Here is a 20,973-nt window from a genome sequence, read left to right as displayed (position 1 = left end):
CTTGCCGGCCTGCCGTTTCCCGCCGGCAACGCCCGGAAACGCCGCCGACCGGCATTCGCGCGGCCGTCATCGGGCGGTCACATGCCGGATGGCCGCCGCCGCTTCCCGTCGAGCGCGGCGAGCGACACCATACGACAACGCGGCTGCCGGAACCTCCGGCAGCCGCGTTACCAAAACCCGACTGAATTGCTGCTATGCAGCATCACCCTCCGGCGACGCCGCGGCAGCAAGCCACCCCGACCATCAGGGGTAGAGGCCGCGCATTTCGCGCGCCTGCAGAATCCGCGTGCAGGCCACGATGAACGCAGCCGTACGCAAGGTAACCTTGTTTTCCTGAGCGACCTGCCAGATCGCACGGAAAGCCTCTTGCATGATTCGTACCAGGCGCTGGTTGATCTCCTCTTCGGTCCAGAAGAAGCTGGAGAAATCCTGCACCCATTCGAAGTAGGAAACCGTGACGCCGCCAGCGTTGGCGATCACATCCGGTGCCACCAGGATGTTGCGCTCGCGCAGAATGTCGTCGGCTTCGGGCGTGGTCGGGCCGTTCGCACCTTCAATGACCATGCGTGCCTTGATTTGGGGCGCGTTCTGCGCGGTGATCTGGCCTTCCAGCGCCGCCGGGATCAGGATGTCGCAGTCGACCTGCCAGAACTGCTCGGTCGAGATGGTCTCGCCCTGGAAACCTTCGATGGTGCCACCATGCGACGCGTACTCCATCATGGCGGCCACGTCCAGGCCGGCCGGATTGTACAGCGAGGTGCGGTGGTCCTGCACGGCCACCACGCGGGCGCCGGCCTCATGGAACAGCTTGGCCGCCACCGCGCCGACGTTGCCGAAGCCCTGCACCGCCACGCGGGCGCCGCGGATGTCCAGCCCCAGGTTGCGCGCCGCCTCGGAACCGACCACGAACACGCCGCGGCCGGTGGCCTCGTGGCGGCCCAGCGAGCCGCCCAGCGAGATCGGCTTGCCGGTGACCACGCCGGTCGCCGTGCTGCCCGAATTCATCGAATAGGTGTCCATCATCCACGCCATCACCTGCGCGTTGGTATTGACGTCCGGCGCCGGGATGTCCTTGTTGGGCCCGATGATGATGTTGATTTCGCTGGTGTAGCGGCGCGTGATGCGTTCCAGCTCGCCCTGCGACAGGGTGCGCGGGTCAACGCGGATGCCGCCCTTGGCGCCGCCGTACGGCACGTTGACCGCGGCGTTCTTGACCGACATCCAGGCCGACAGGGCCATCACCTCGGACAGCGTCACGTCCTGGTGGAAGCGCACGCCGCCCTTGCCCGGGCCGCGCGACAGGTTGTGCTGCACGCGGTAGCCCTCGAAGTGGGCGATGGTGCCGTTGTCCATCTCGATGGGCACGTCCACGATCAGCGCCCGCTTGGGGCGCTTGAGCGTCTCGACCCAGCGGGCCAGCGAGCCCAGGTAGGGCGTGACGCGGTCGACCTGCTGCAGGTAGATGCCCCAGGGGCCAAGGGCCTCGGGATTGAGATAGGACGGCAGGGTGTGGGACGAAGCGGCAGCTTTGGACAGTACGGAGGACGGCACGGCGGAAGACATCGTTGGGTCTCGGTGTGAAAGTGCCGCCAGCTTAGAGGAGGCGGCCCCGCCGAAGCCAATGCCGTTTGGTCATCCGGTTATGCAGCGATTGCATAACCTTGCGGGCGACATCGCGCGGCTACGCGGCCGCGCTTGCCGCGGCGCCGGCCGTGCCGCCTTCCGGTGGTTGCGCGGGCAGGCGGCGCGCCGCCAGCGAATTCCACACGCGCTCGACCAGCTGGCGCTTGTTGCGCTGCTGCGCGCTGCGCCGTTCGCTGGCCTGCTCGCCCGGCTTTTCGCGGTAGAGCCGGATTTCCATGTCGATCGACAGCGGCGCGCCGCGCGCCGGCTCGGCCCGCACCAGCCGGTGCCGCGCCAGTTCCTCGCGCACCGCGCTTTCGGGCAGGAACGCCATGCCGTGCCCGGCCAGCGCCATCACCTTGAGCGCCTCGGCCATGTCCGTCTCATAGCATTTGTCGAGCTTGAGCTTGTCGGTGGTCTCGTTCAACAGCATGTCCACCATGCGGCCGAGGAAGGCGTTGGGCGTGTAGCTGAGGAACGGCACCGGCTTCTTGTCGGTGCCCGGCAGCCGGTACAGCGGCTTGCCGGCGGCGTCGGGCACGCTGTACGGCGACAGCCGCTCGATGCCCAGCACCATCATGTCGTAGTGCGCCGGGTCGAGCTGGATGGCCTGGCGCGCATGGTGGTAGACCATCACCAGGTCGCAGCCGCCGTCGACCAGCGCCAGCACCGCGTCGTGCACGTTGAGCGCGCGCAGCCGGCACGGCAGCGTGCCGATCTCGCGCTCCACCGCCTTGAGCCATTCCGGGAAGAAGGTCAGCGACAGCGTGTGCGGCACCGCGAATTCCAGCACGTGGCCGTTGGCCGAGCGCTGCCCGCGCATCAGCGCGCGCGTCTCGCTGACCTGCGCCAGCATCGCCAGCGCCTGCTCGTAGAACACCTTGCCGGCCGCCGTCAGGCTGGTGGGATAGCTGGAGCGGTCGATCAGCTCCGTGCCCACCCAGGACTCCAGCGACTGGATCCGGCGCGAGAACGCGGGCTGCGTCACGTGGCGCTGCTCGGCCGAGCGCGAGAAGCTGTGCGTCTCGGCCAGGCTGACGAAGTCTTCAAGCCATTTGATTTCCATGAGGCGGCATTATCCACCGGCCGCCGGCGGCCGGCGCGGGTTCAGGAATGAAATTCTATTTTCTTGCATTTATATAGAATCAAGTTACACTTTCACCCAGATTTGCACGACAAGACGCACGTGTTTGCTACGGGCGCGGCGCTATGATGGTCGCAGACCAACAAGGAGCCCGCCATGGCCACCCAGCAAGCCGGCGCAGCCGATGCCATCCCCCGCCAGGCCCTGTACCCCGGCATGTTCGCCCCGCTTTCCGCGGGCATGTCCGCGGCCTTCGCGGCCAGCGCGCGCCTGGTGGCGCAGGGCATCGAGGACAGCCTGCCGGACGACGACGCCCTGCTGGCGCTGCTGCCCGAAGCGCTGCGCGCCGGCTCCCCGCACGGCTATGTGCGCTACCTGGTCCACGCCGATCCGCTGGCGCGCTACTCGGCCATGCTGCTGGTCTGGCGGCCCGGCCAGCACAGCCCGGTGCACGGCCACCAGACCTGGTGCGCCTACCGCGTGCTGCAAGGCACGCTGCACGAGCGCCACTACCGCTGGGACGCGCAGGCGCAGCGCGCGCGGCAGTGCGGCGAAATGTCGCGCACCGTGGGCGACACCTTCAGCGTGCCGGCCGGCCTGCGCCATATCCACGCGCTCGGCAACGACGGCGACGAGGTAGCCGTGTCGCTGCATATCTACGGGGTGGACCAGGAACACATCGGCAGCGGTGTGAACCTGCTGGTCGACGCGGCCTGATTCCCGGGCGGCGCGCGGCCGGGCACCCGACCGACGCTGCATGCCAGGACCCAGAGCAGGAGCCACGCCATGGACCGCTACGACCGCCAGATACTCGCCGCCCTGCAGGAAGACGCCACCGTGCCGGTGGCCGAACTCGGCGAGCGCGTCGGCCTCACCTCCACGCCGTGCTGGCGGCGCATGCAGAAGCTGGAGGAAAGCGGCGTGATCCGCAAGCGCGTGGCGCTGCTGGACCCGGCGCTGCTCAACGTGGGCGTGACGGTGTTCGTCTCGGTCCGCACCAGCCAGCACAGCGTCAAGTGGCTCAAGACCTTCCACGACCTGGTCGCCTCGATTCCCGAAGTCACCGAGTTCTACCGCATGGCCGGCGACACCGACTACCTGCTGCGCGTGGTGGTGCCGGACATCGCCGCCTACGACCGCGTCTACAAGAAGCTGATCCAGGGCGCGGAGCTGGCCGACGTCAGCTCCAGCTTCGCCATGGAGCAGATCAAGTACACCACGGCGCTGCCGCTGGACTACGCGGCATAAATATCCGCGACGCCCGGTGAAGCCGACGGGATGCGCCAACGCCGCGCGAAAATCCCCGGTGCTTTCATCCCCGGCTGGCCCAGCCCGTCATCCTGCGCTCCACCACCGCGAAGAATTCGTACATCACCATCGCCATCACCGCGATCACCACCAGCCCGGCGAAGGCCAGTGGCATCTTCATGGCCGAGCCGGCCGACACCAGCAGGTAGCCGATGCCTTCGTTGGCCGCGCTCATCTCCGACACCGTGGTGCCGACGAAGGCCAGCGTGATGGCCACCTTGAGCGAGGCGAAGAAGAACGGCATCGAGCGCGGCAGCCCGATCTTGAGCAACACATCGGTGCGCTTTGCACCAAGCACGCGCAGCACGTCCTCCAGCTCGGGCTCGAGCGTGGCCAGGCCGGTGGCGATATTGACCATGATCGGGAAGAACGAGATCAGGAACGCGGTCAGGATCGCCGGCCCGGCGCCGAGGCCGAACCACACCACCAGGATCGGCACGAAGGCCGCCTTGGGCAGCGCGTTGAAGGCCGTCATCAGCGGATAGCCGGCCGCGTAGGCCAGCTTGGACGACCCCATCACCAGTCCCAGCGCCACGCCGACCACGATGGCCAGGCCGAAGCCGACCATGGTGGTCCAGAAGGTGCGCCAGGCGTGGCCGGCGATCACGTCCCTGTAGTCGAACAGCGCGGTGACGATGGCGCCCGGGCTGGGCAGGATGAAGTCCGACAGGCCGAACGCCAGGCACGCGCCCTGCCACAGCGCCAGGAACGCGGCCAGCAGCAGCCATGGCGCCACGCGCTGCACGCGGCGCTGCCGCGCGGCGCTCATCGGGGAAGAAAAGGTGCTCATGCGAAAGTGCCCATGGTCAGTGCTGGCGGACGTGGCCGATCTTCTCGCGCAGCGCGTGCACGAGATCGGCGAAGGGTTCGGTATAGGTCAGGTCGAGGTCGCGCGGGCGCGGCAGGTCGATCTCCTTGCGCGTGACGATGCGCCCGGGCCGCTGGCTCATCACGTAGACGGTGTCGGCCAGGAACACCGCTTCGCGCAGGTCGTGGGTGACCAGGATCACGTTGAAGCGGCGCGCCTGCCACAGGTCGCGCAGCACGCACCAGAGTTCCTCGCGCGTGAAGGCGTCGAGCGCGCCGAACGGCTCGTCGAGCAGCAGCATGCGCGGCTCGTGGATCAGCGCGCGGCAGATCGAGGCGCGCTGCTGCATGCCGCCGGAAAGCTGCCACGGGTACTTGTCCTCGTAGCCGGCCAGCCCCACCGTGCGCAGCAGCTCGCGCGCACGCGCGGTGTATTCCTCGCGCTTTTCGCGCAGCGTGGAGCGGTAAGGCTCGACGATCTCCAGCGGCAGCATCACGTTCTGCAGCGTGGTGCGCCACGGCAGCAGCGTCGGCGCCTGGAACGCCATGCCCACCATCTTGAGCGGGCCGGTCACCTTCTCGCCGGCGATCCGGACCACGCCGCGCGTGGCCGGGCGCAGGCCGGTGGCCAGCTTCATGAAGGTGGACTTGCCGCAGCCCGAAGGCCCGACGATGGCGATGAACTCGCCGGGCTCGACCTGCAGCGAGATGTCCTCCACGGCGAACTCGCCCTGGTGGGCCAGCTCGTCGTTATAGGCCAGCCACACGCGGTTGAACTCGACGAAGGGCTTTTCCGCCGGCTCGGCCGCTTCGTCCGTCCCAGCCCGTCCTGCCGGCGCGCCCGCGCGCAACGAAGCAGGTCCCATCGTCATCGCAGCACATCCAGTTCGGCGGCCGACGGCAGGTAGGCGTCGGTCCACAACGCATCGGGGTTGATGCGGCCCTTGGTGCCGAACGCATCGGCCACCTGCGACGCCATCAGCGACAGGCGCGGCTTGCTGACGCGGCCGAAGCCCTCGGCGCGCGCGTCGGGCGACTTGACCACGCTGTCCAGCGCCAGCTTCAGGCGCTTGACCTCGAGCTTCTCGTCGATGATGCCGTCGCGCGCCTTGACCGCCTTGATGCCGTCTTCCGGGCTGGCGATCACGTCGCGCGCGGACCTGGCGAACGCGCGCAGGAAGGCCTTCACGGCTTCCGGGTTCTTCTTGATGAATTCCTCCGAGGCGATCACCGCGTTGCCGTACAGCTTCACGCCGTACTGCGGATACGGCAGCACCACGATGTCCTCGTCCTTCACGCCGCGCGCGTTGAGATTGAGGATGGAGGTAAACGAGAAGCCGGTGATGGCGTCCAGGTCGCCGCGCGTGAGCATGGTCTCGCGCAGGGTCGGGTCCATCGCCTGCCAGTTGAAGCCCGATGCCTGCAGCCCGTTGGCCTTGGCGAAGATCGGGAAGGCGCGGCGCCCGGCGTCGAACACCGGCGCGCCGAGCTTCTTGCCGGCCAGGTCGCGCGGCGTCCTGATGCCGGATTTCTTCAGCGCCAGCACGGCCGCCGGCGTGTTGTTGTAGACCATCATCACGGCCACCGGCTTGTTCCGCGCGTCCGGGTTGTTGCCGTAGAACTCCATCACCGAGGCCAGGTCGGCGAAGCCCATGTCATAGGTGCCGGAAGCCACGCGGTTGACCACGTTGCCCGAGCCGTTGCCGGCATCGATCGACACGTCCAGCTTCTCGGCCTTGAAGTAGCCCTTCTGCTCGCCGAGCAGGAACAGCGCGGACGGCCCCTCGAAGCGCCAGTCGAGCTGGAAGCGGACCTTGGTCTGGGCATGCGCCTCGCCGGCGAATTGTGTCGACAGCACCAGCGCGGTGCCGAGCGCCAGACCGAGCTGCAGCACGCGGCGGCGCAGCGCTGAGGCGGCCGGCGCGGCCGGCGCGACGATGGCGGCGGCAATGACATCGATCGGGGTGGCGGCACGGGATTTCGGCATGGACTCTCTCTCCTGTTGAACGTCTTCGTGGAGAGTCCGTCTGCAAGGCGCATGCCATGATCCGGCGCACCAGGCCGGGGCGAGCCCGCGGCCGTTTGTCTAACCAAACTTGTGCAAGGGGATATGCCGGCGGCGTTTGCCGCCGCGGATTGTCGGCAATCCGCGGCGTGTCCGCGGGACGCTTCAGGCGTCCTGGGTGGCGTCGCCCGCCTCGATGGCCAGCGTCGCGTCTTCCACCGGCGTGGCGTTCTGCGCGGCGCTGCGCGCCTGGATGCGCCACATCTCGGCGTAGCGGCCGTCCATGCGCATCAGCTCGGCATGGGTGCCGCGCTCGACGATGCGGCCGTGGTCCATCACCAGGATCTGGTCGGCGTGCACCACGGTCGAGAGCCGGTGCGCGATCAGCAGCGTGGTGCGGTTCTGCGCCAGCCGGATCAGCTCGGCCTGGATGGCCTGCTCGGTGCGCGAATCGAGCGCCGAGGTGGCTTCGTCGAAGACCAGGATGGGCGGGTTCTTGAGCAGCGTGCGCGCGATCGCCACGCGCTGCTTCTCGCCGCCCGAGAGCTTGAGGCCGCGCTCGCCCACCGGCGTGTCGTAGCCCTGCGGCAGCTCGCGGATGAAGGTGTCGATCTGCGCCGCGCGCGCCGCCGCGATGACCTCCTCGTGGCTGGCCTCGGGGCGGCCGTAGGCGATGTTGTAGTAGATGCTGTCGTTGAACAGCACGGTGTCCTGCGGCACGATGCCGATGGCGCGGCGCAGGCTGTCCTGCGTGACCGCGCGGATGTCCTGCCCGTCGATCTCGATGGCGCCGCTGCCCACGTCGTAGAAGCGGAACAGCAGCCGCGCCAGCGTGGACTTGCCCGAGCCGCTGTGGCCCACCACCGCGGTGGTGGTGCCCGCCGCGATGGTGAAGTCCACGTTGTCGAGGATGGCGCGGTTGCTCTCGTAGCCGAAGCCCACGTGCGCGAAGCGCACCGCCGCGCCCTGCACGCGCAGCGCCGGCGCGCCCGGCGCGTCGGCCACCTCGCGGTTGGTGCCCAGCAGCACGAACATGCGGTCCATGTCGGTGGTGGCCTGCTTGATCTCGCGGTAGATCACGCCGAGGAAGTTCAGCGGGATGTAGAGCTGGATCATCAGCGTGTTGACCAGCACCAGGTCGCCCAGCGTGAGCTTGCCCGCCGCCACGCCCACGGTGGCGCGCCACAGAATCAGGATCAGCCCGGCGGCGATGATGGCCTGCTGGCCGAAATTGAGGAAGGACAGCGAGTTCTGCGAGCGGATCGCCGCCGAGCGGTAGGTCAGCAGGTTCTCGTCGTAGCGGCGCGCCTCGTATTCCTCGTTGCCGAAGTACTTCACGGTCTCGAAGTTGAGCAGCGAGTCGATCGCCTTCTGGTTGGCGCGCGAATCCAGCTCGTTCATCCTGCGCCGGAAGTGCGTGCGCCACTCGGTCACCACGATGGTGAAGACGATGTAGCTCACCAGCGCGCAGCCGGTGATGGCTGCGAACCAGATGTCGTAGTGCAGGATGAAGAAGCCCATCACCAGCCCCATCTCGACCAGGGTCGGCAGGATGCTGTAGAGCGAGTACGAGATCAGCGACTGGATGCCGCGCGTGCCGCGCTCGATGTCGCGGCTCATGCCGCCGGTCTGCCGCTCCAGGTGAAAGCGCAGCGACAGCGCGTGCAGGTGGCGGAACACCTGCAGCGCGATCTCGCGCACCGCGCTCTGCGTGACCTTGGCGAACAGGATCTCGCGCAGCTCGGTAAACAGCGTGCCGGACAGCCGCAGCACGCCGTAGGCCAGGATCAGCCCCACCGGCACCACCAGCAGCGCGGCGGCGCTGCCGGCGGGCACGTTCATGTTGTCCACCAGCTTCTTCATCAGCACCGGCACGCCGAGGTTGGCCACCTTGGCCGCCACCAGGCAGACCAGCGCCAGCATCACGCGCCATTTGTAGTGCCATACATAAGGCAGCAGATTGCGCACCGTCTGCCAGTCGCTGCGCGGAACGCTGGACTTGCCGAACAGGGAAGCGGGCTGGGCGGGGGACGGCTCGGCCGGCGGGGAATAGCGTCGCATACGTTAGAATTCGGGCGAATATGCGATTGTGGCAGAGATCGGCTTGCCTGGCCGGCGCCATGCTCGCACCGGCCCTTGCCACGTCCGTGCTGCGGCCATGCCGCGATGCCGGCGCACCGTCCCAACCCAGTCTCTTCTGCCCCAGCCCATCATGACCCAAGCCATCGACCACCCCTGCCTGCCGCCCGGCAAATATCCCGCGCTGCGCGTCGTCCCCATGCCGGCCGATGCCAACGTGCACGGCGACGTGTTCGGCGGCTGGATCATGGCGCAGGTCGACCTGGCCGGCTCGATTCCCGCGGTGGAGCGCGCGCAGGGCCGCGTGGCCACGGTGGCGGTGAACTCGTTCCTGTTCAAGCATCCCGTCTTCGTCGGCGACCTGGTGAGCTTCTACGCCGATATCGAGAAGACCGGCCGCACCTCGATCACGGTGTCGGTGGAGGTCTATGCGCAGCGCATGCGCCACAGCAACGAAATCGTCAAGGTAACCGAGGCCACGCTGACCTACGTGGCGACCGACGACACCCGGCAGCCGCGCGTGCTGCCGGCCATCTGACCCGCCCGCCGCCGCCCTGCCCCACACTGCCGCCAGGCCGCCGGACCCGCCGCGGGTCGTGGGCGCCCTGGCCCGGTAGCACTTCAAGTGCACGCTCTCCGATGGAAAATCGGAAATTTCCTCACATGATTTAGGCTGCTTCCGAATCCTCGGCCTCCCTTCTGGCCCTTAAATGCGAACGATTATCAATCGTATATAAGGAGTACAGAATGAGCCGCTACATAAAATCCGTCGCGCTGCCGCCGCGCCGCCCTCTCGCCTGCACCGTGCTGGCAATGGCGGCCTGCGCCACGCCGGTCCTGGCGGAGGAGCGCGAACGCGAGCGGCAAGGCCGGCACGTCGAGCTGGAGACGGTCACGCTGAAGGAATCGCTCCTGCCCGGCGCCAAGGTCGACGCCTCGGCATCGGCCAAGTACGCGGCGCCGCTGCTGGACACGCCCCAGACCATCTCGGTGGTGCCGCGGCAGGTGATGGAGGAACAGAACGCCCTGAGCCTGCGGCAGGTGCTGTCCAATATCTCCGGCATCACCTTCAACGCCGGCGAGGGCGGCGGCGGCTCGGGCGACAGCATCAACATCCGCGGCTTCAGCGCCAACGCCAACATGCAGGTCGACGGCCTGCGCGACAGCGCGCAGAACAACCGCACCGATCTCTTCAACCTGGAGGCGGTCGAGGTCATCAAGGGGCCGAACTCGGTGTTCGGCGGCGCCGGCACCACCGGCGGCAGCATCAACATGATCAGCAAGCAGCCCACGGCCGAGCGCTTCACGCACGCCGGCGCCGGGCTCGGCACCGCCAGCTTCCGCCGCCTCACGCTGGACACCAACCAGCCGCTGCCGTGGGGCGGGGAATCGTCGGCCGTGCGCCTGAACCTGATGGCGCACGAGAACGACGTGCCGGGCCGCGGCCCGGTCGACCGGCAACGCTGGGGCATGGCGCCGTCGATCGTGTTCGGCCTGAAATCGCCGACACGCCTGACGCTGAGCTATTTCCACCAGCGCGACGACAACCTGCCCGACTACGGCGTGCCGGCGCTCAACGGCAACCCGCTGGCCGGCGTCGGGCGGCACAGCTACTTCGGCTGGCGCAACCTCGACAAGGAAGACATCACCAGCGATGCCGTGACCGCCAGGCTCGAACACGAATTCAGCGACAAGCTCAAGCTGCAGAACCTGACGCGCTACTCGCGGCTGCACCGCGACACGGTCATCTCGGCCTCGCACGTCGACCAGACCAAGCTGCCGCCGGGGCGCTACAGGCCGGCCGGCCCGCAGGGCTATGGCCGCGACTCGACCACCGCCATGTGGATCAACCAGACCAACCTGACCGGCCAGTTCGATACCTTCGGGCTGGCGCACACGCTGGTCAGCGGCTTCGAGATCTCGCGCGAGTCCTACGACCGCGGCACCTATTCCTACAATCTCGCCAAGTACTACCCCGCCAGCGGCTACGACCTCTACAACCCGCCGGGCTTCTGGAGCGGCCCGGTCCAGCGGCAGGACAGCGGCAACAACAGGACCTGGCTGGACGTAAAGGCACTGTATGCGCTCGACACCGTCGCCCTGGGCAAATCCTGGGACCTGAGCCTGGGCCTGCGCTATGACTGGATAGACGGCACCTCCGAGAGCACGCCGGCGGGCAAGCCCATGGAGCGCGCCGACAGCGCCGACCGCCAGCTCAGCACGCGCGCCGGGGTGGTCTTCAAGCCCGCCGGCAACGGCCGCGTCTATGCCGCCTACGGCACCGCCTTCAATCCGTCCGCCGAGCACCTGGTGACCACCGGCTCGGGCCTGGACAAGAGCACCGCCTCGCTCTCGCCGGAAAAGAACAGGACCTTCGAAGTCGGCACCAAATGGGAGTTCCTGGCGCGCCGCCTGAGCGTGAACGGGGCGCTGTTCCAGGTCGACAAGAGCAACGCGCGCGAACGGCTGGCCGACGGCAGCTACGCGCTGGCGGGCAAGCAGCGCGTGCGCGGCCTGGAACTGGGCACGGCCGGCAAGCTGACGCCGCAGTGGGACGTGCTGGCCAGCTACACCTATCTCGACAGCACCACGCGCCAGTCGCCGTCCGCGCCCGCGCGCGAAGGCAAGGCGCTGGCCAACACGCCGGCGCACACCCTCAGCCTGTGGACCACCTACCAGCTCCCGGCCGGCTGGACCCTGGGCTACGGCGCGCGCTACGTCGGCAGGCGCAACGTGACCTCGGCCGGCGACGGCACGCTCGGCAGCTACTTCGTGCACAACGCCATGATCGGCTACGCGCCGAACAAGAACCTCAGGTTCCAGCTGAACATCGACAACCTGTTCAACAAGGCGTATGTGGAGCGGGTGCGGCAGTCGCTGGGCACCGCCTCGCGCTCGTCGGCGCTCGAATACGGCGACGGCCGCGTCGCCATCCTGAGCGCGGTCTATTCGTTCTGACGCGTCAGTCGAAGCGCGAGAAATCGGGCTTGCGCTTCTCGAAGAACGCGGTGAAGGCTTCCTTCGCCTCCGGCGCCTGCAGCATGCGCCGGAACGATTCGCCTTCCTCCGCCATCCTGGCCAGCACCGCGGCCTTGTCGCCGCCCTTCATCAGGCGCTTGGTCTCGCGCAGCGAAGAGGCCGGCAGCGCCGCCAGCTTGCGCGCCTGCTGCCAGGCGAACTCATGCAGCTCCGCCACCGGCAGCACGCGCGCGACCAGGCCGATCTGCTGCGCTTCCTGCGCGCCGAAGGCCTCGCCCAGCAGCAGCTTTTCCGCCGCGCGCTGGTAGCCCAGCAGGCGCGGCAGCAGCAGGCTCGAGGCGGCTTCCGGGCACAGCCCGAGCTGCGCGAACGGCAGCGACAGCCGCGCCGTCTCGGAGGCGTAGACCAGATCGCAATGCAGCAGCATGGTGGTGCCCACGCCGACCGCCGGGCCGCTCACCGCGGCCACCAGCGGCTTGCCGGCCTGGCTGATCTGCTGCAGGAACTGGAACACGGGCGCCGGTTCCGCGCCTTCGCCGCCGGTCGGCGGACGCTTCATGAAATCTTCGAGGTCGTTGCCCGCGGTGAATACCTCGGGCTTGCCGCGCAGCAGGATCGCGCGTACCGCCGGGTCGGTCTCGGCCGCGCGCAGCGCGTCGGCCATGGCCTGGTACATCGCCGCGGTGATCGCGTTCTTCTTGTCGAGCCGGTCGAACTCGATGGTCAGGATGCCCTGCTCGATGGTGGTGAGAATGCTCATGGAATGGTCTGCTCCTTGCTGGCCGGGTCGACCGGCATGGGCCCCGGCCTGCCGCAACCGGCCGGGACAATGGCAAAACGGGCAAAACAGGCAAACGGGCCGCGCGGCCGCGCGGCCACGGCGCGAATCCGTGTTCCCGCGGCCCCTGCGGCGGCGGCGCGCTCAGACGCGCTCGAAGATCCCTGCCGCGCCCATGCCCGTGCCCACGCACATGGTCACCATGCCGTACTTCAGGTCATGGCGTCGCAGCGCGTGCACCACGGTGGCGGAGCGGATCGCGCCGGTGGCGCCGAGCGGGTGGCCCAGGGCGATGGCGCCGCCCATGCGGTTGACCTTGTCGGGGTCCAGGCCGAGGTCGCGCGTCACCGCCAGCGCCTGCGCGGCAAAGGCTTCGTTGAGCTCGATCCAGTCGATCTGGTCCTGCCTCAGGCCCGCCGCCTTGAGCGCCGCGGGAATCGCCTCCTTGGGACCGATGCCCATGATCTCGGGCGGCACGCCGCGCACCGCGAACGAGACGAAGCGCGCCAGCGGCACCAGGTTGAACTGCTTGAGGATCTTCTCCGAGACCAGGATCAGCGCGCCGGCGCCGTCCGAGGTCTGCGAGCTGTTGCCGGCGGTGACGCTGCCCTTGCTGGCGAACACCGGGCGCAGCCTGGCCAGCCCTTCGAGCGAGGTCTCCGGGCGCGGGCCTTCGTCGAGCGCGATGGTGCGCGTCTTGACGTCGACCTGGCCGGTGGCCAGGTCGGGGAATTTCTCGACGATCTCCACCGGCGTGATCTCGTCGGCGAACTCGCCGGCCTGCTGCGCGCGCGTCGCCTTCTGGTGCGATGCCAGCGAGAAGGCGTCCTGGTCCTCGCGGCTGACCTTCCACTGGCTGGCCACCTTCTCGGCGGTCAGGCCCATGCCGTAGGCGATGCCGATGTTCTCGTCGCGCGCGAAGATCGACGGCGACATCGACGGCGAGTTGCCCATCATCGGCACCATGCTCATCGACTCCACGCCGGCGGCGATCATCACGTCGGACTCGCCCACGCGGATGCGGTCGGCCGCCATCGCCACCGCCGACACGCCCGAGGCGCAGAAGCGGTTGACGGTGATGCCGCCCACGCTGACCGGCAGGCCCGACAGCAGCGCGCCGATGCGCGCCACGTTCAGCCCCTGCTGCGCTTCCGGAATCGCGCAGCCGACGATGGCGTCCTCGATCAGAGCGGGATCGAGGTTGGGCACCTGCGCCACGGCCGCGCGCAGGATGGTGGCCAGCAGGTCGTCCGGCCGGGTGTTCCTGAACGCGCCCTTGGGCGCCTTGCCGATCGGCGTGCGGGTCGCGGCAACGATGTATGCGTCTTGCAGTTGTTTCATGATGTCGGTTCCTCGCTTGCCTTAGTTGCGCACCGGCTTGCCGGTCTGCAGCATGCCCATGATGCGTTCCTGGGTCTTGCCCGTGCCGAGCAGCTCGACAAAGGCGCGGCGCTCCAGCGCCAGCAGCCATTCCTCGCTGACCAGCGAGCCGGCCTCGACGTCGCCGCCGCACACCACCTCGGCAATGCGGCTGGCGATCAGAAAGTCGTGCGCGGAGATGAAGCCGCCGTCGCGCATGTTGGCCAGCTGCGCCTTGATGGTGGCGATGCCCGAGCGGCCCGCCACCGGCACCAGCGCCGGCAGCGGCGCGCGGTAGCCGGCGTCGGCCAGCGCGCTCACGGTGTGCTGCGCCACGTGCAGCAGCTCGTGCACGTTGAACACGATGGCGTCCGACGGCTGCAGGTAGCCCATCGCCCGCGCCTCCAGCGCCGACGCCGAGACCTTGGCCATGGCCGCGCTCTGGAAACGGCTGGTGACGAACTGCAGGTAGTTGGTGCTGCCCGCCGCCTGCGCGGCGCGTGCCGCGGCCAGCGCCGCCTCCTTGAGGCCACCGCCGGCCGGCACCAGGCCCACGCCCACTTCCACCAGGCCGACGTAGGTCTCCAGCGCGGCCACGCGCGCGGCCGAATGCAGCATCAGCTCGCAGCCGCCGCCCAGCGCGATGCCGGACGCCGCCGCCACCACCGGCACGGCGCTGTACTTCACGCGCATCATGCCGTCCTGGAATGTCTTGACGAAGGGTTCGATGCCCTTGGCGCCGCCCATCATGAAGGCCGGCATCGCGGCTTCCAGGTTGGCGCCCGCCGAGAACGGACCGCCCGGCGCGCCGAGCTGCAGCGAGGTCGGCTGCCACACCACCAGGCCCTTGTACTCCGCCTCGGCCAGGTCGATGGCGCGCGTGAGTCCGTCGATCACGTCCGGCCCGATGGTGTTCATCTTGCTCTTGAACGAGACCACCAGCACGTCGTCCTGGCCCTCGCTCACCCAGATGCGCACCGCATCGTTCTCTTGCACCGTGCGGCCCGCCTTGCGCGGATCGGCCGCGGCCGTGCCCCTGAGCGCGGCGCGGAACACCTGGCGCCGGTAGACCGGCAATTCGGCGCGCCGGACGAACGCGCCGGCCGCGGGCGACCACGAGCCCTGGGCACTGTGCACGCCCTGGGCCTCGGCCACGGGACCGGCGAACACCCACGCCGGCAGCGCGGCCTGCGCTAGCGCCTTGCCGGCTTCCACGTCTTCCTTCACCCACTCGGCCACCTGCTTCCAGCCGGCCGCCTGCCAGTCCTCGAACGGGCCGGAGTTCCAGCCGAAGCCCCAGCGGATCGCCAGGTCGATGTCGGCGGCCGAACCGGCGATCTGCTCGAGGTAGACGGCGATGTAGTGGAACACGTCGCGGAACACCGCCCACAGGAACTGCGCCTGCGGATTGGCGGATTCGCGCAGCAGCCTGATGCGCTCGGCCGGCTCCTTCTTCAGCATGCGCACCACGATCTCGTCGGCCTTCTTGCCGGCGTCGACGTACTGGCCGGTCTTCGGGTCCAGCACCTTGATGGCCTTGCCTTCCTTCTTGTAGAAGCCGGCGCTGGTCTTCTGCCCCAGCGCGCCCGCGTCCACCAGTCCCTTGAGCACGGCCGGCGTCTTGTAGACCGGCGCGAACGGGTCGTCCTGCAGCGTGTCCTGCATGGTCTTGATGACGTGGGCCATGGTGTCCAGGCCCACCACGTCGGCGGTGCGGAAGGTGGCGGACTTGGCGCGGCCCAGCCTGGCGCCGGTCAGGTCGTCCACCACGTCGAACGGGATGCCGTATTTCTCGGCCTCGGCGAACACCGCCAGGATCGAGAAGATGCCGACGCGGTTGGCGATGAAGTTGGGGGTGTCCCTGGCGCGCACCACGCCCTTGCCGAGCGTGGAGGTCAGGAACGTCTCCAGGCGGTCCAGGATGGCGGGCTGCGTGGCGGCGGTCGGGATCAGCTCGGCCAGGTGCATGTAGCGCGGCGGGTTGAAGAAGTGCACGCCGCAGAAGCGCGACTTGAGGTCCGCGTCGAACCCCTCCGACAGCGCGGTGATCGACAGCCCGGAGGTATTGGTGGCGAAGATGGCGTGCGATGCCAGGTGCGGCGCGACCTTCTTGTACAGGTCATGCTTCCAGTCCATGCGCTCGGCGATCGCCTCGATCACCAGGTCGCATTCCTTGAGCAGGCCGATGTCGTCCTCGTAGTTGGCGGCCTGGATCAGCGAGGCTTCCTCCTTGATGCCGAGCGGCGCCGGGGAGAGCTTCTTGAGGTTCTCGATGGCCTTGAGCGAAATGCCGTTCTTGGCGCCTTCCCTGGCGGGAAGATCGAACAGCACCACCGGCACGCGGGCATTGACGAGATGCGCCGCGATCTGCGCCCCCATGACGCCGGCACCCAGCACGGCGACCTTCTTGACGATGAAATTGGACATGCGCGCTCCTAGGAGAAGTGAGCGTTGAGAAGAGAGGGGGTTGCCCGCGTGCGTCCGGTCATGCTGGCGGCTGGCTCCCCTCTCCCGCTTGCGGGAGAGGGGTTGGGGGAGAGGGCGGGCGCTCGTTCAGGCGACGTCGCCTGTCGAACCGCCGACCCTCTCCCCCGGCCCCTCTCCCATTGCATGGGAGAGGGGAGCCAACCTGCCGCATCGCCGGAAGCGCACGCGCAATGGCAACCGCGAAGATCAGAACAGATCCGCGTCCAGCGCCATCAGGCTGGCCGAGCCGGCACGCGCCTTGCGGATCTCGGCGGCCGTCTCCGGCAGCAGCTTGGCGAAGTAGAAGCGGGCCGTGGCCAGCTTGCTGGTGTAGAACTTGTCGCCGGCGGCTTCCTTCTCCAGCGCCACCTTGGCCATGCGGGCCCAGAAATACGAGAACACCAGGTGGCCCACCACGCGCAGGTAAGGCACCGCGGCCGCGCCGACTTCGTCGGGGTTGGCCATCGCCTTCATGCCGATTTCCATGGTCAGCTTCTGCACCTTGTCGCCCAGGTCGGCCAGCGGGTTGACGAACTCCTGCATGGCTTCGCTGGTGCCCTCCTGCTCGACGAATTCCTGCACGATCTTGCCGAAGGCCTTCAGCTTGGCGCCCATGTCGCCGAGGATCTTGCGGCCCAGCAGGTCCAGCGCCTGGATGGTGTTGGTGCCTTCGTAGATCATGTTGATGCGCGCGTCGCGCACGTACTGCTCCATGCCCCACTCGGCGATGTAGCCGTGGCCGCCGAACACCTGCATGCCTTCGTTGGTGGCGGTGAACGCGTTGTCGGTCAGGAACGCCTTGATCACCGGCGTGAGCAGCGCCACCAGGTCGCCGGCCTGCTTGCGCACGGCTTCGTCCGGGTGCGACAGCTCGCGGTCGATCTGCAGCGCGGTCCAGTAGCTGAACGCGCGGCCGCCTTCGGCGTAGGCCTTCTGCGTCAGTAGCATGCGGCGCACGTCGGGGTGGACGATGATCGGGTCGGCCGGCTTGTCCGGCGCCTTGGGGCCGGTCAGCGCGCGCATCTGCAGGCGGTCCTTGGCGTAAGCCAGCGAGTTCTGGTAGGCCACCTCGGTCAGGCCCAGGCCCTGCATGCCCACGCCCAGGCGCGCCGCGTTCATCATCACGAACATGGCGTTGAGGCCCTTGTTGGGCTCGCCCACCATCCAGCCGCGCGCGCCGTCCAGGTTCATCACGCAGGTGGCGTTGCCGTGGATGCCCATCTTGTGCTCGATCGAGCCGCACTTGATGCCGTTGCGCTCGCCCGGGTCGCCGCTGGCGTCGGGGATGAACTTGGGCACCACGAACAGCGAGATGCCCTTGGTGCCCTGCGGCGCGTCCGGCAGGCGCGCCAGCACCAGGTGGATGATGTTGGCCGAGAGGTCGTGCTCGCCGGCCGAGATGAAGATCTTGGTGCCGGTGATGCGGTAGGAGCCGTCGGCCTGCGGCTCGGCCTTGCTGCGCAGGATGCCGAGGTCGGTGCCGCAATGCGGCTCGGTCAGGCACATGGTGCCGGTCCACTCGCCGGACACCAGCTTGGGCAGGTAGGTCTTCTGCAGCTCGGGCGTGCCGTGCGCGTGCAGCGCCTCGTAGGCGCCGTGCGACAGGCCCGGGTACATGGTCCACGCCTGGCTGGCCGAGTTCAGCATCTCGAACAGGGCGTTGTTGACCAGGATGGGCAGGCCCTGGCCGCCGTATTCCGGATCGCAGCCCAGCGCCGGCCAGCCGGCTTCGACGTACTGCCGGTAGGCTTCCTTGAAGCCCTTGGGCGCGGTCACCACGCCGTCGCCGACGTAGGTGCAGCCTTCGCGGTCGCCGCTCTGGTTGAGCGGGAACACCACCTCGGAGCAGAACTTGCCGGCTTCCTCGAGCACCTGGTTGATGGTGTCCGCGTCGACGTCGGCATGCCTGGGCATCGCCTTGAGTTCGGCTTCCACGCCGAGCAATTCATGGAGCACGAACTGCATGTCGCGCAACGGTGCGGTGTACTGGCCCATCAAAGACTCCTTGGAGGTATTTGCAAAGCCGCTACGCCACCCGTGCACGGTCCGGCACGGACGCCGCGCGGCGTCAGGTACGGTAAGACTGGATCAACTTGTTGAGCGCGACCATGGCAAGCTCGGCGCTGGTGGGCAGGCGCAGGAAGCGGGCGTCATGATGCAAGCCTAGTTCAAGGCTGTACATCTCGAACAGCATCAGGCGCGGATCGCAGTCCGCGCGCAGGTGCCCCTCTTCCTTGGCCTGGTCGATGGCGCGCGTGAGCGCGGCGCGCCAGATGGTGACGCTCTTGACCAGCTCGTCACGCACCGGGCTTTCCGCGCGGTCGTCGTATTCCACCGCCCCGCTGATATAGATGCAGCCCGTGGTCACCTCCTGGATGCGTTTTTCCATCCAGCGCCGCACCATGGATTGCAGCCGGGGCAGCCCGCGCGGCTCGTGCAGCGAGGGGTAGAACACCTCCTGCTCGAAACGCCGGTGATACTCGCGCACCACTTCCACCTGCAGGTCCTCGCGCGAACCGAAATGCGCGAACACGCCGCTCTTGCTCATCTGCATGCGTTCCGCGAGCAGCCCGATGGTCAAACCCTCGAGCCCGTCGCGGGACGACAGTTCCAGCGCGGCATCCAGAATCGCCACGCGCGTCATTTCCCCCTTGCGCATGGGCGCGGGAGACGCGGAAGCGGCGGATTCGAGACGGGCAGACTGGTGTCGCATGATTTTTCTCCGTTCGGCGCGGCGCGATCCTGTTCGCCGCCGCGCGATGACCCTGACGTAATGCTGTTTTTCGCTGCCCGGCGGCCCTGAAAGACGCTCCCCGGCAGACGCGAATGCACGCAGTCTAAGGCAAAAAAGAACGGTCGTTCAGATTATTGTGATGGCGCCCTTCGGCGGCAAGCATTTAATTAGACCGGCGTTTCTAAACGCAGCGGCGCGCTCCGATGCGGCGCAACAAGCCGCCGCATGGCGGCGCCGCGCCGCGCCGCCGCTTCATCCCGCCCGCGCCATTGCGGAGCAACAAAGACGCGGCGGGCACGCTCAGTAGCGCCCGGTCACCCCGGCCACCACCACGCCGATGCGCAACACCATGTAGGCGGCCCAGCTGCCCACGCGCCGCAGCGCGGAACGGCGCGCGTGCGTGTCGGCCTTGACCTCGCTGCTGCGCGTGGCGATGGCATGCTCCAGCTCGTGGCGCAGGCCGGCGCAGAAGCCGGCGTCGTAGACCGCCACGTTGGCCTCGCGCGCGAGCAGCAGGCTGAAGGGATCCATATTACTGGAGCCGACCGTGGCCCAGGCGTCGTCGACCACCGCCACCTTGGCGTGCAGGAAGCTGTCGGCGTATTCGTAGATCTCCACCCCGGCGCCGAGCAGGGTGGCGTAGAGCGCATGCGTGGCGTAGTGCTGGAGCCGGTACTCGACCATGCCCTGCAGCAGCAGGCGCACGCGCACGCCGCGCTCGCGGCAGGCCAGCAGCGCGCGCCGCATCTTGTAGCCGGGCAGGAAATAGGCGTTGGCGATGATCACCTCGCGCCGCGCGCTGCCCAGCGCGTGCAGGTACTGGCGCTCGATGGCGCGGCGGTTGCGCAGGTTGTCGCGCAGCAGCAGCGCGGCGCGCATGCCGCCGGCCAGATCCTGGCGCGGCAGCGGCAGGTCGGTGATCAGCGGGAATTCGGCCGCCACCCCGGCCAGGCCCACGCTGCGCATCTCGCCGCGCAGCGTAAGCTGCCACCACAGGCGCTCCGCGCTCAGCGCGATCTGGCCGACCAGCGGGCCGCGCACTTCCACGGCGAAGTCGTAGCGCGGGCCCAGGCCCGCGCTCTCGAAGGGGCCGTGGTTGTGGTCGTCGATGATGTTGATGCCGCCGACGAAGCCGACCTGCTGGTCGATCACGGCGAGCTTGCGGTGCAGCCGGCGCAGGTTGCGCCGCGCCAGGCGGAAGCCGCGCAGCGGACGGAACACCTTGAGCGCCACGCCGCCCTCGCGCAGGCGCGCGGCCAGCGCGGCGGGCATGTCGCCGGCGCCGAAGCCGTCCACCACCAGCCGCGCGGTCACGCCGCGCGCGGCGGCGCGCACCAGCGCGTCGGTCACGGCCACGCCCACCTCGTCGTCGGCGTAGATATAGGTCTCCAGCGAGACCGAGAAGACCGCGCGGTCGATGGCGGCGATCAGCGCGGGGAAGAACTCCCCGCCGCCGCGCAGCAGCCGCACGTCGTTGCCGCCGAGCGGCTTGCCGCGCCGCCACTCGGAGCGCAGCGGGCCGGCGCGGCGCGGCGCCGGTGGCGACACGGGCGCGTCGGCATCGTCGCGCAGGGCGGCGAGGCCGGCGCGGCACGGCCGCAGCGGACAGGGAAACGAAAGCGGAAACGTCGGCATGGGGCACATTATCAGGCACGCCGGTGTCATGCGCATGTTTCGGCCCGCGCGCGGCAGCGGCTGCCTTGCCGCACCGCGCATGCCGATCTCTGCTATCTTCGGCGCTTTATCCCGCC

At 68.5% G+C, this 20,973-nt stretch carries 16 protein-coding genes; 4 read left to right on the top strand and 12 right to left on the bottom strand.

All coding sequences use genetic code 11. The features are described 5' to 3' along the window. Positions 1-243: 243 nt before the first annotated feature. Both ACKI2N_RS03820 and ACKI2N_RS03815 read right to left on the bottom strand, forming a co-directional pair. Positions 244-1,563, bottom strand: coding sequence for a Glu/Leu/Phe/Val family dehydrogenase (locus ACKI2N_RS03820; protein WP_420995914.1), 1,320 nt, complete (start codon positions 1,561-1,563; stop codon positions 244-246). A 118-nt stretch (positions 1,564-1,681) separates the two neighbouring features. After that, on the bottom strand, positions 1,682-2,689 hold the full coding sequence (locus ACKI2N_RS03815) for a LysR family transcriptional regulator (protein ID WP_420995912.1): 1,008 nt from the start codon (positions 2,687-2,689) through the stop codon (positions 1,682-1,684). Positions 2,690-2,863: 174 nt separating this feature from the next. Here ACKI2N_RS03815 and ACKI2N_RS03810 point away from each other — a divergent pair, with 174 nt between their 5' ends. Together ACKI2N_RS03810 and ACKI2N_RS03805 are read left to right on the top strand one after the other, a co-directional pair. Further along, positions 2,864-3,424, top strand: coding sequence for a cysteine dioxygenase (locus ACKI2N_RS03810; RefSeq protein ID WP_420995910.1), 561 nt, complete (start codon positions 2,864-2,866; stop codon positions 3,422-3,424). A 69-nt stretch (positions 3,425-3,493) separates the two neighbouring features. Then, the gene (locus tag ACKI2N_RS03805; protein ID WP_420995908.1) at positions 3,494-3,955 is read left to right on the top strand and encodes an Lrp/AsnC family transcriptional regulator; all 462 of its coding nucleotides are present in this window, start codon (positions 3,494-3,496) and stop codon (positions 3,953-3,955) included. A gap of 64 nt (positions 3,956-4,019) precedes the next feature. Here ACKI2N_RS03805 and ACKI2N_RS03800 read toward each other — a convergent pair whose 3' ends face one another. The 4 genes from ACKI2N_RS03800 to ACKI2N_RS03785 all read right to left on the bottom strand — a co-directional run bounded on the left by ACKI2N_RS03800 (position 4,020) and on the right by ACKI2N_RS03785 (position 8,888). Next, complete coding sequence (locus ACKI2N_RS03800) at positions 4,020-4,805, bottom strand: ABC transporter permease (RefSeq protein WP_420995907.1); 786 nt, start codon at positions 4,803-4,805, stop codon at positions 4,020-4,022. 16 nt (positions 4,806-4,821) lie between these two features. Continuing rightward, positions 4,822-5,688 carry an ABC transporter ATP-binding protein gene (locus tag ACKI2N_RS03795; RefSeq protein WP_420996012.1) on the bottom strand — a complete coding sequence of 289 codons (867 nt, stop codon included), beginning with the start codon at positions 5,686-5,688 and terminating at the stop codon, positions 4,822-4,824. A gap of 2 nt (positions 5,689-5,690) precedes the next feature. Next, entirely contained in the window at positions 5,691-6,809 is a 1,119-nt protein-coding gene (locus ACKI2N_RS03790; protein WP_420995905.1) for an ABC transporter substrate-binding protein, read from the bottom strand. 183 nt (positions 6,810-6,992) lie between these two features. Continuing rightward, positions 6,993-8,888 (bottom strand): ABCB family ABC transporter ATP-binding protein/permease, encoded by a 1,896-nt coding sequence (locus ACKI2N_RS03785; protein ID WP_420995903.1) that lies wholly within the window; start codon positions 8,886-8,888, stop codon positions 6,993-6,995. Positions 8,889-9,039: 151 nt separating this feature from the next. Here ACKI2N_RS03785 and ACKI2N_RS03780 point away from each other — a divergent pair, with 151 nt between their 5' ends. Both ACKI2N_RS03780 and ACKI2N_RS03775 read left to right on the top strand, forming a co-directional pair. Next, positions 9,040-9,444, top strand: coding sequence for an acyl-CoA thioesterase (locus tag ACKI2N_RS03780; protein ID WP_420995901.1), 405 nt, complete (start codon positions 9,040-9,042; stop codon positions 9,442-9,444). A 209-nt stretch (positions 9,445-9,653) separates the two neighbouring features. Continuing rightward, positions 9,654-11,864, top strand: a complete 2,211-nt coding sequence (locus ACKI2N_RS03775) for a TonB-dependent receptor (protein WP_420995899.1) — start codon at positions 9,654-9,656, stop codon at positions 11,862-11,864. A gap of 4 nt (positions 11,865-11,868) precedes the next feature. Here ACKI2N_RS03775 and ACKI2N_RS03770 read toward each other — a convergent pair whose 3' ends face one another. The 6 genes from ACKI2N_RS03770 to clsB form a co-directional block, all read right to left on the bottom strand. Continuing rightward, the gene (locus ACKI2N_RS03770) at positions 11,869-12,645 is read right to left on the bottom strand and encodes an enoyl-CoA hydratase (protein WP_420995897.1); all 777 of its coding nucleotides are present in this window, start codon (positions 12,643-12,645) and stop codon (positions 11,869-11,871) included. A gap of 162 nt (positions 12,646-12,807) precedes the next feature. After that, positions 12,808-14,007, bottom strand: a complete 1,200-nt coding sequence (locus ACKI2N_RS03765; protein ID WP_420996011.1) for an acetyl-CoA C-acyltransferase — start codon at positions 14,005-14,007, stop codon at positions 12,808-12,810. Positions 14,008-14,025: 18 nt separating this feature from the next. After that, complete coding sequence (locus tag ACKI2N_RS03760) at positions 14,026-16,449, bottom strand: 3-hydroxyacyl-CoA dehydrogenase/enoyl-CoA hydratase family protein (protein ID WP_420995895.1); 2,424 nt, start codon at positions 16,447-16,449, stop codon at positions 14,026-14,028. A gap of 246 nt (positions 16,450-16,695) precedes the next feature. Then, on the bottom strand, positions 16,696-18,483 hold the full coding sequence (locus ACKI2N_RS03755; protein WP_420995893.1) for an acyl-CoA dehydrogenase C-terminal domain-containing protein: 1,788 nt from the start codon (positions 18,481-18,483) through the stop codon (positions 16,696-16,698). A gap of 73 nt (positions 18,484-18,556) precedes the next feature. Then, on the bottom strand, positions 18,557-19,147 hold the full coding sequence (locus ACKI2N_RS03750; protein ID WP_420996010.1) for a TetR/AcrR family transcriptional regulator: 591 nt from the start codon (positions 19,145-19,147) through the stop codon (positions 18,557-18,559). A gap of 375 nt (positions 19,148-19,522) precedes the next feature. Beyond that, a complete protein-coding gene (gene clsB, locus ACKI2N_RS03745) occupies positions 19,523-20,857 on the bottom strand; it encodes a cardiolipin synthase ClsB (protein ID WP_420995892.1) in 1,335 nt (444 codons plus the stop codon). Between the last annotated feature and the right edge of the window lie 116 nt (positions 20,858-20,973).

This window comes from Cupriavidus sp. 30B13 (genome assembly GCF_049059565.2).
Lineage (GTDB): Bacteria > Pseudomonadota > Gammaproteobacteria > Burkholderiales > Burkholderiaceae > Cupriavidus.
This window is presented reverse-complemented; position numbering and strand designations above follow the sequence as displayed.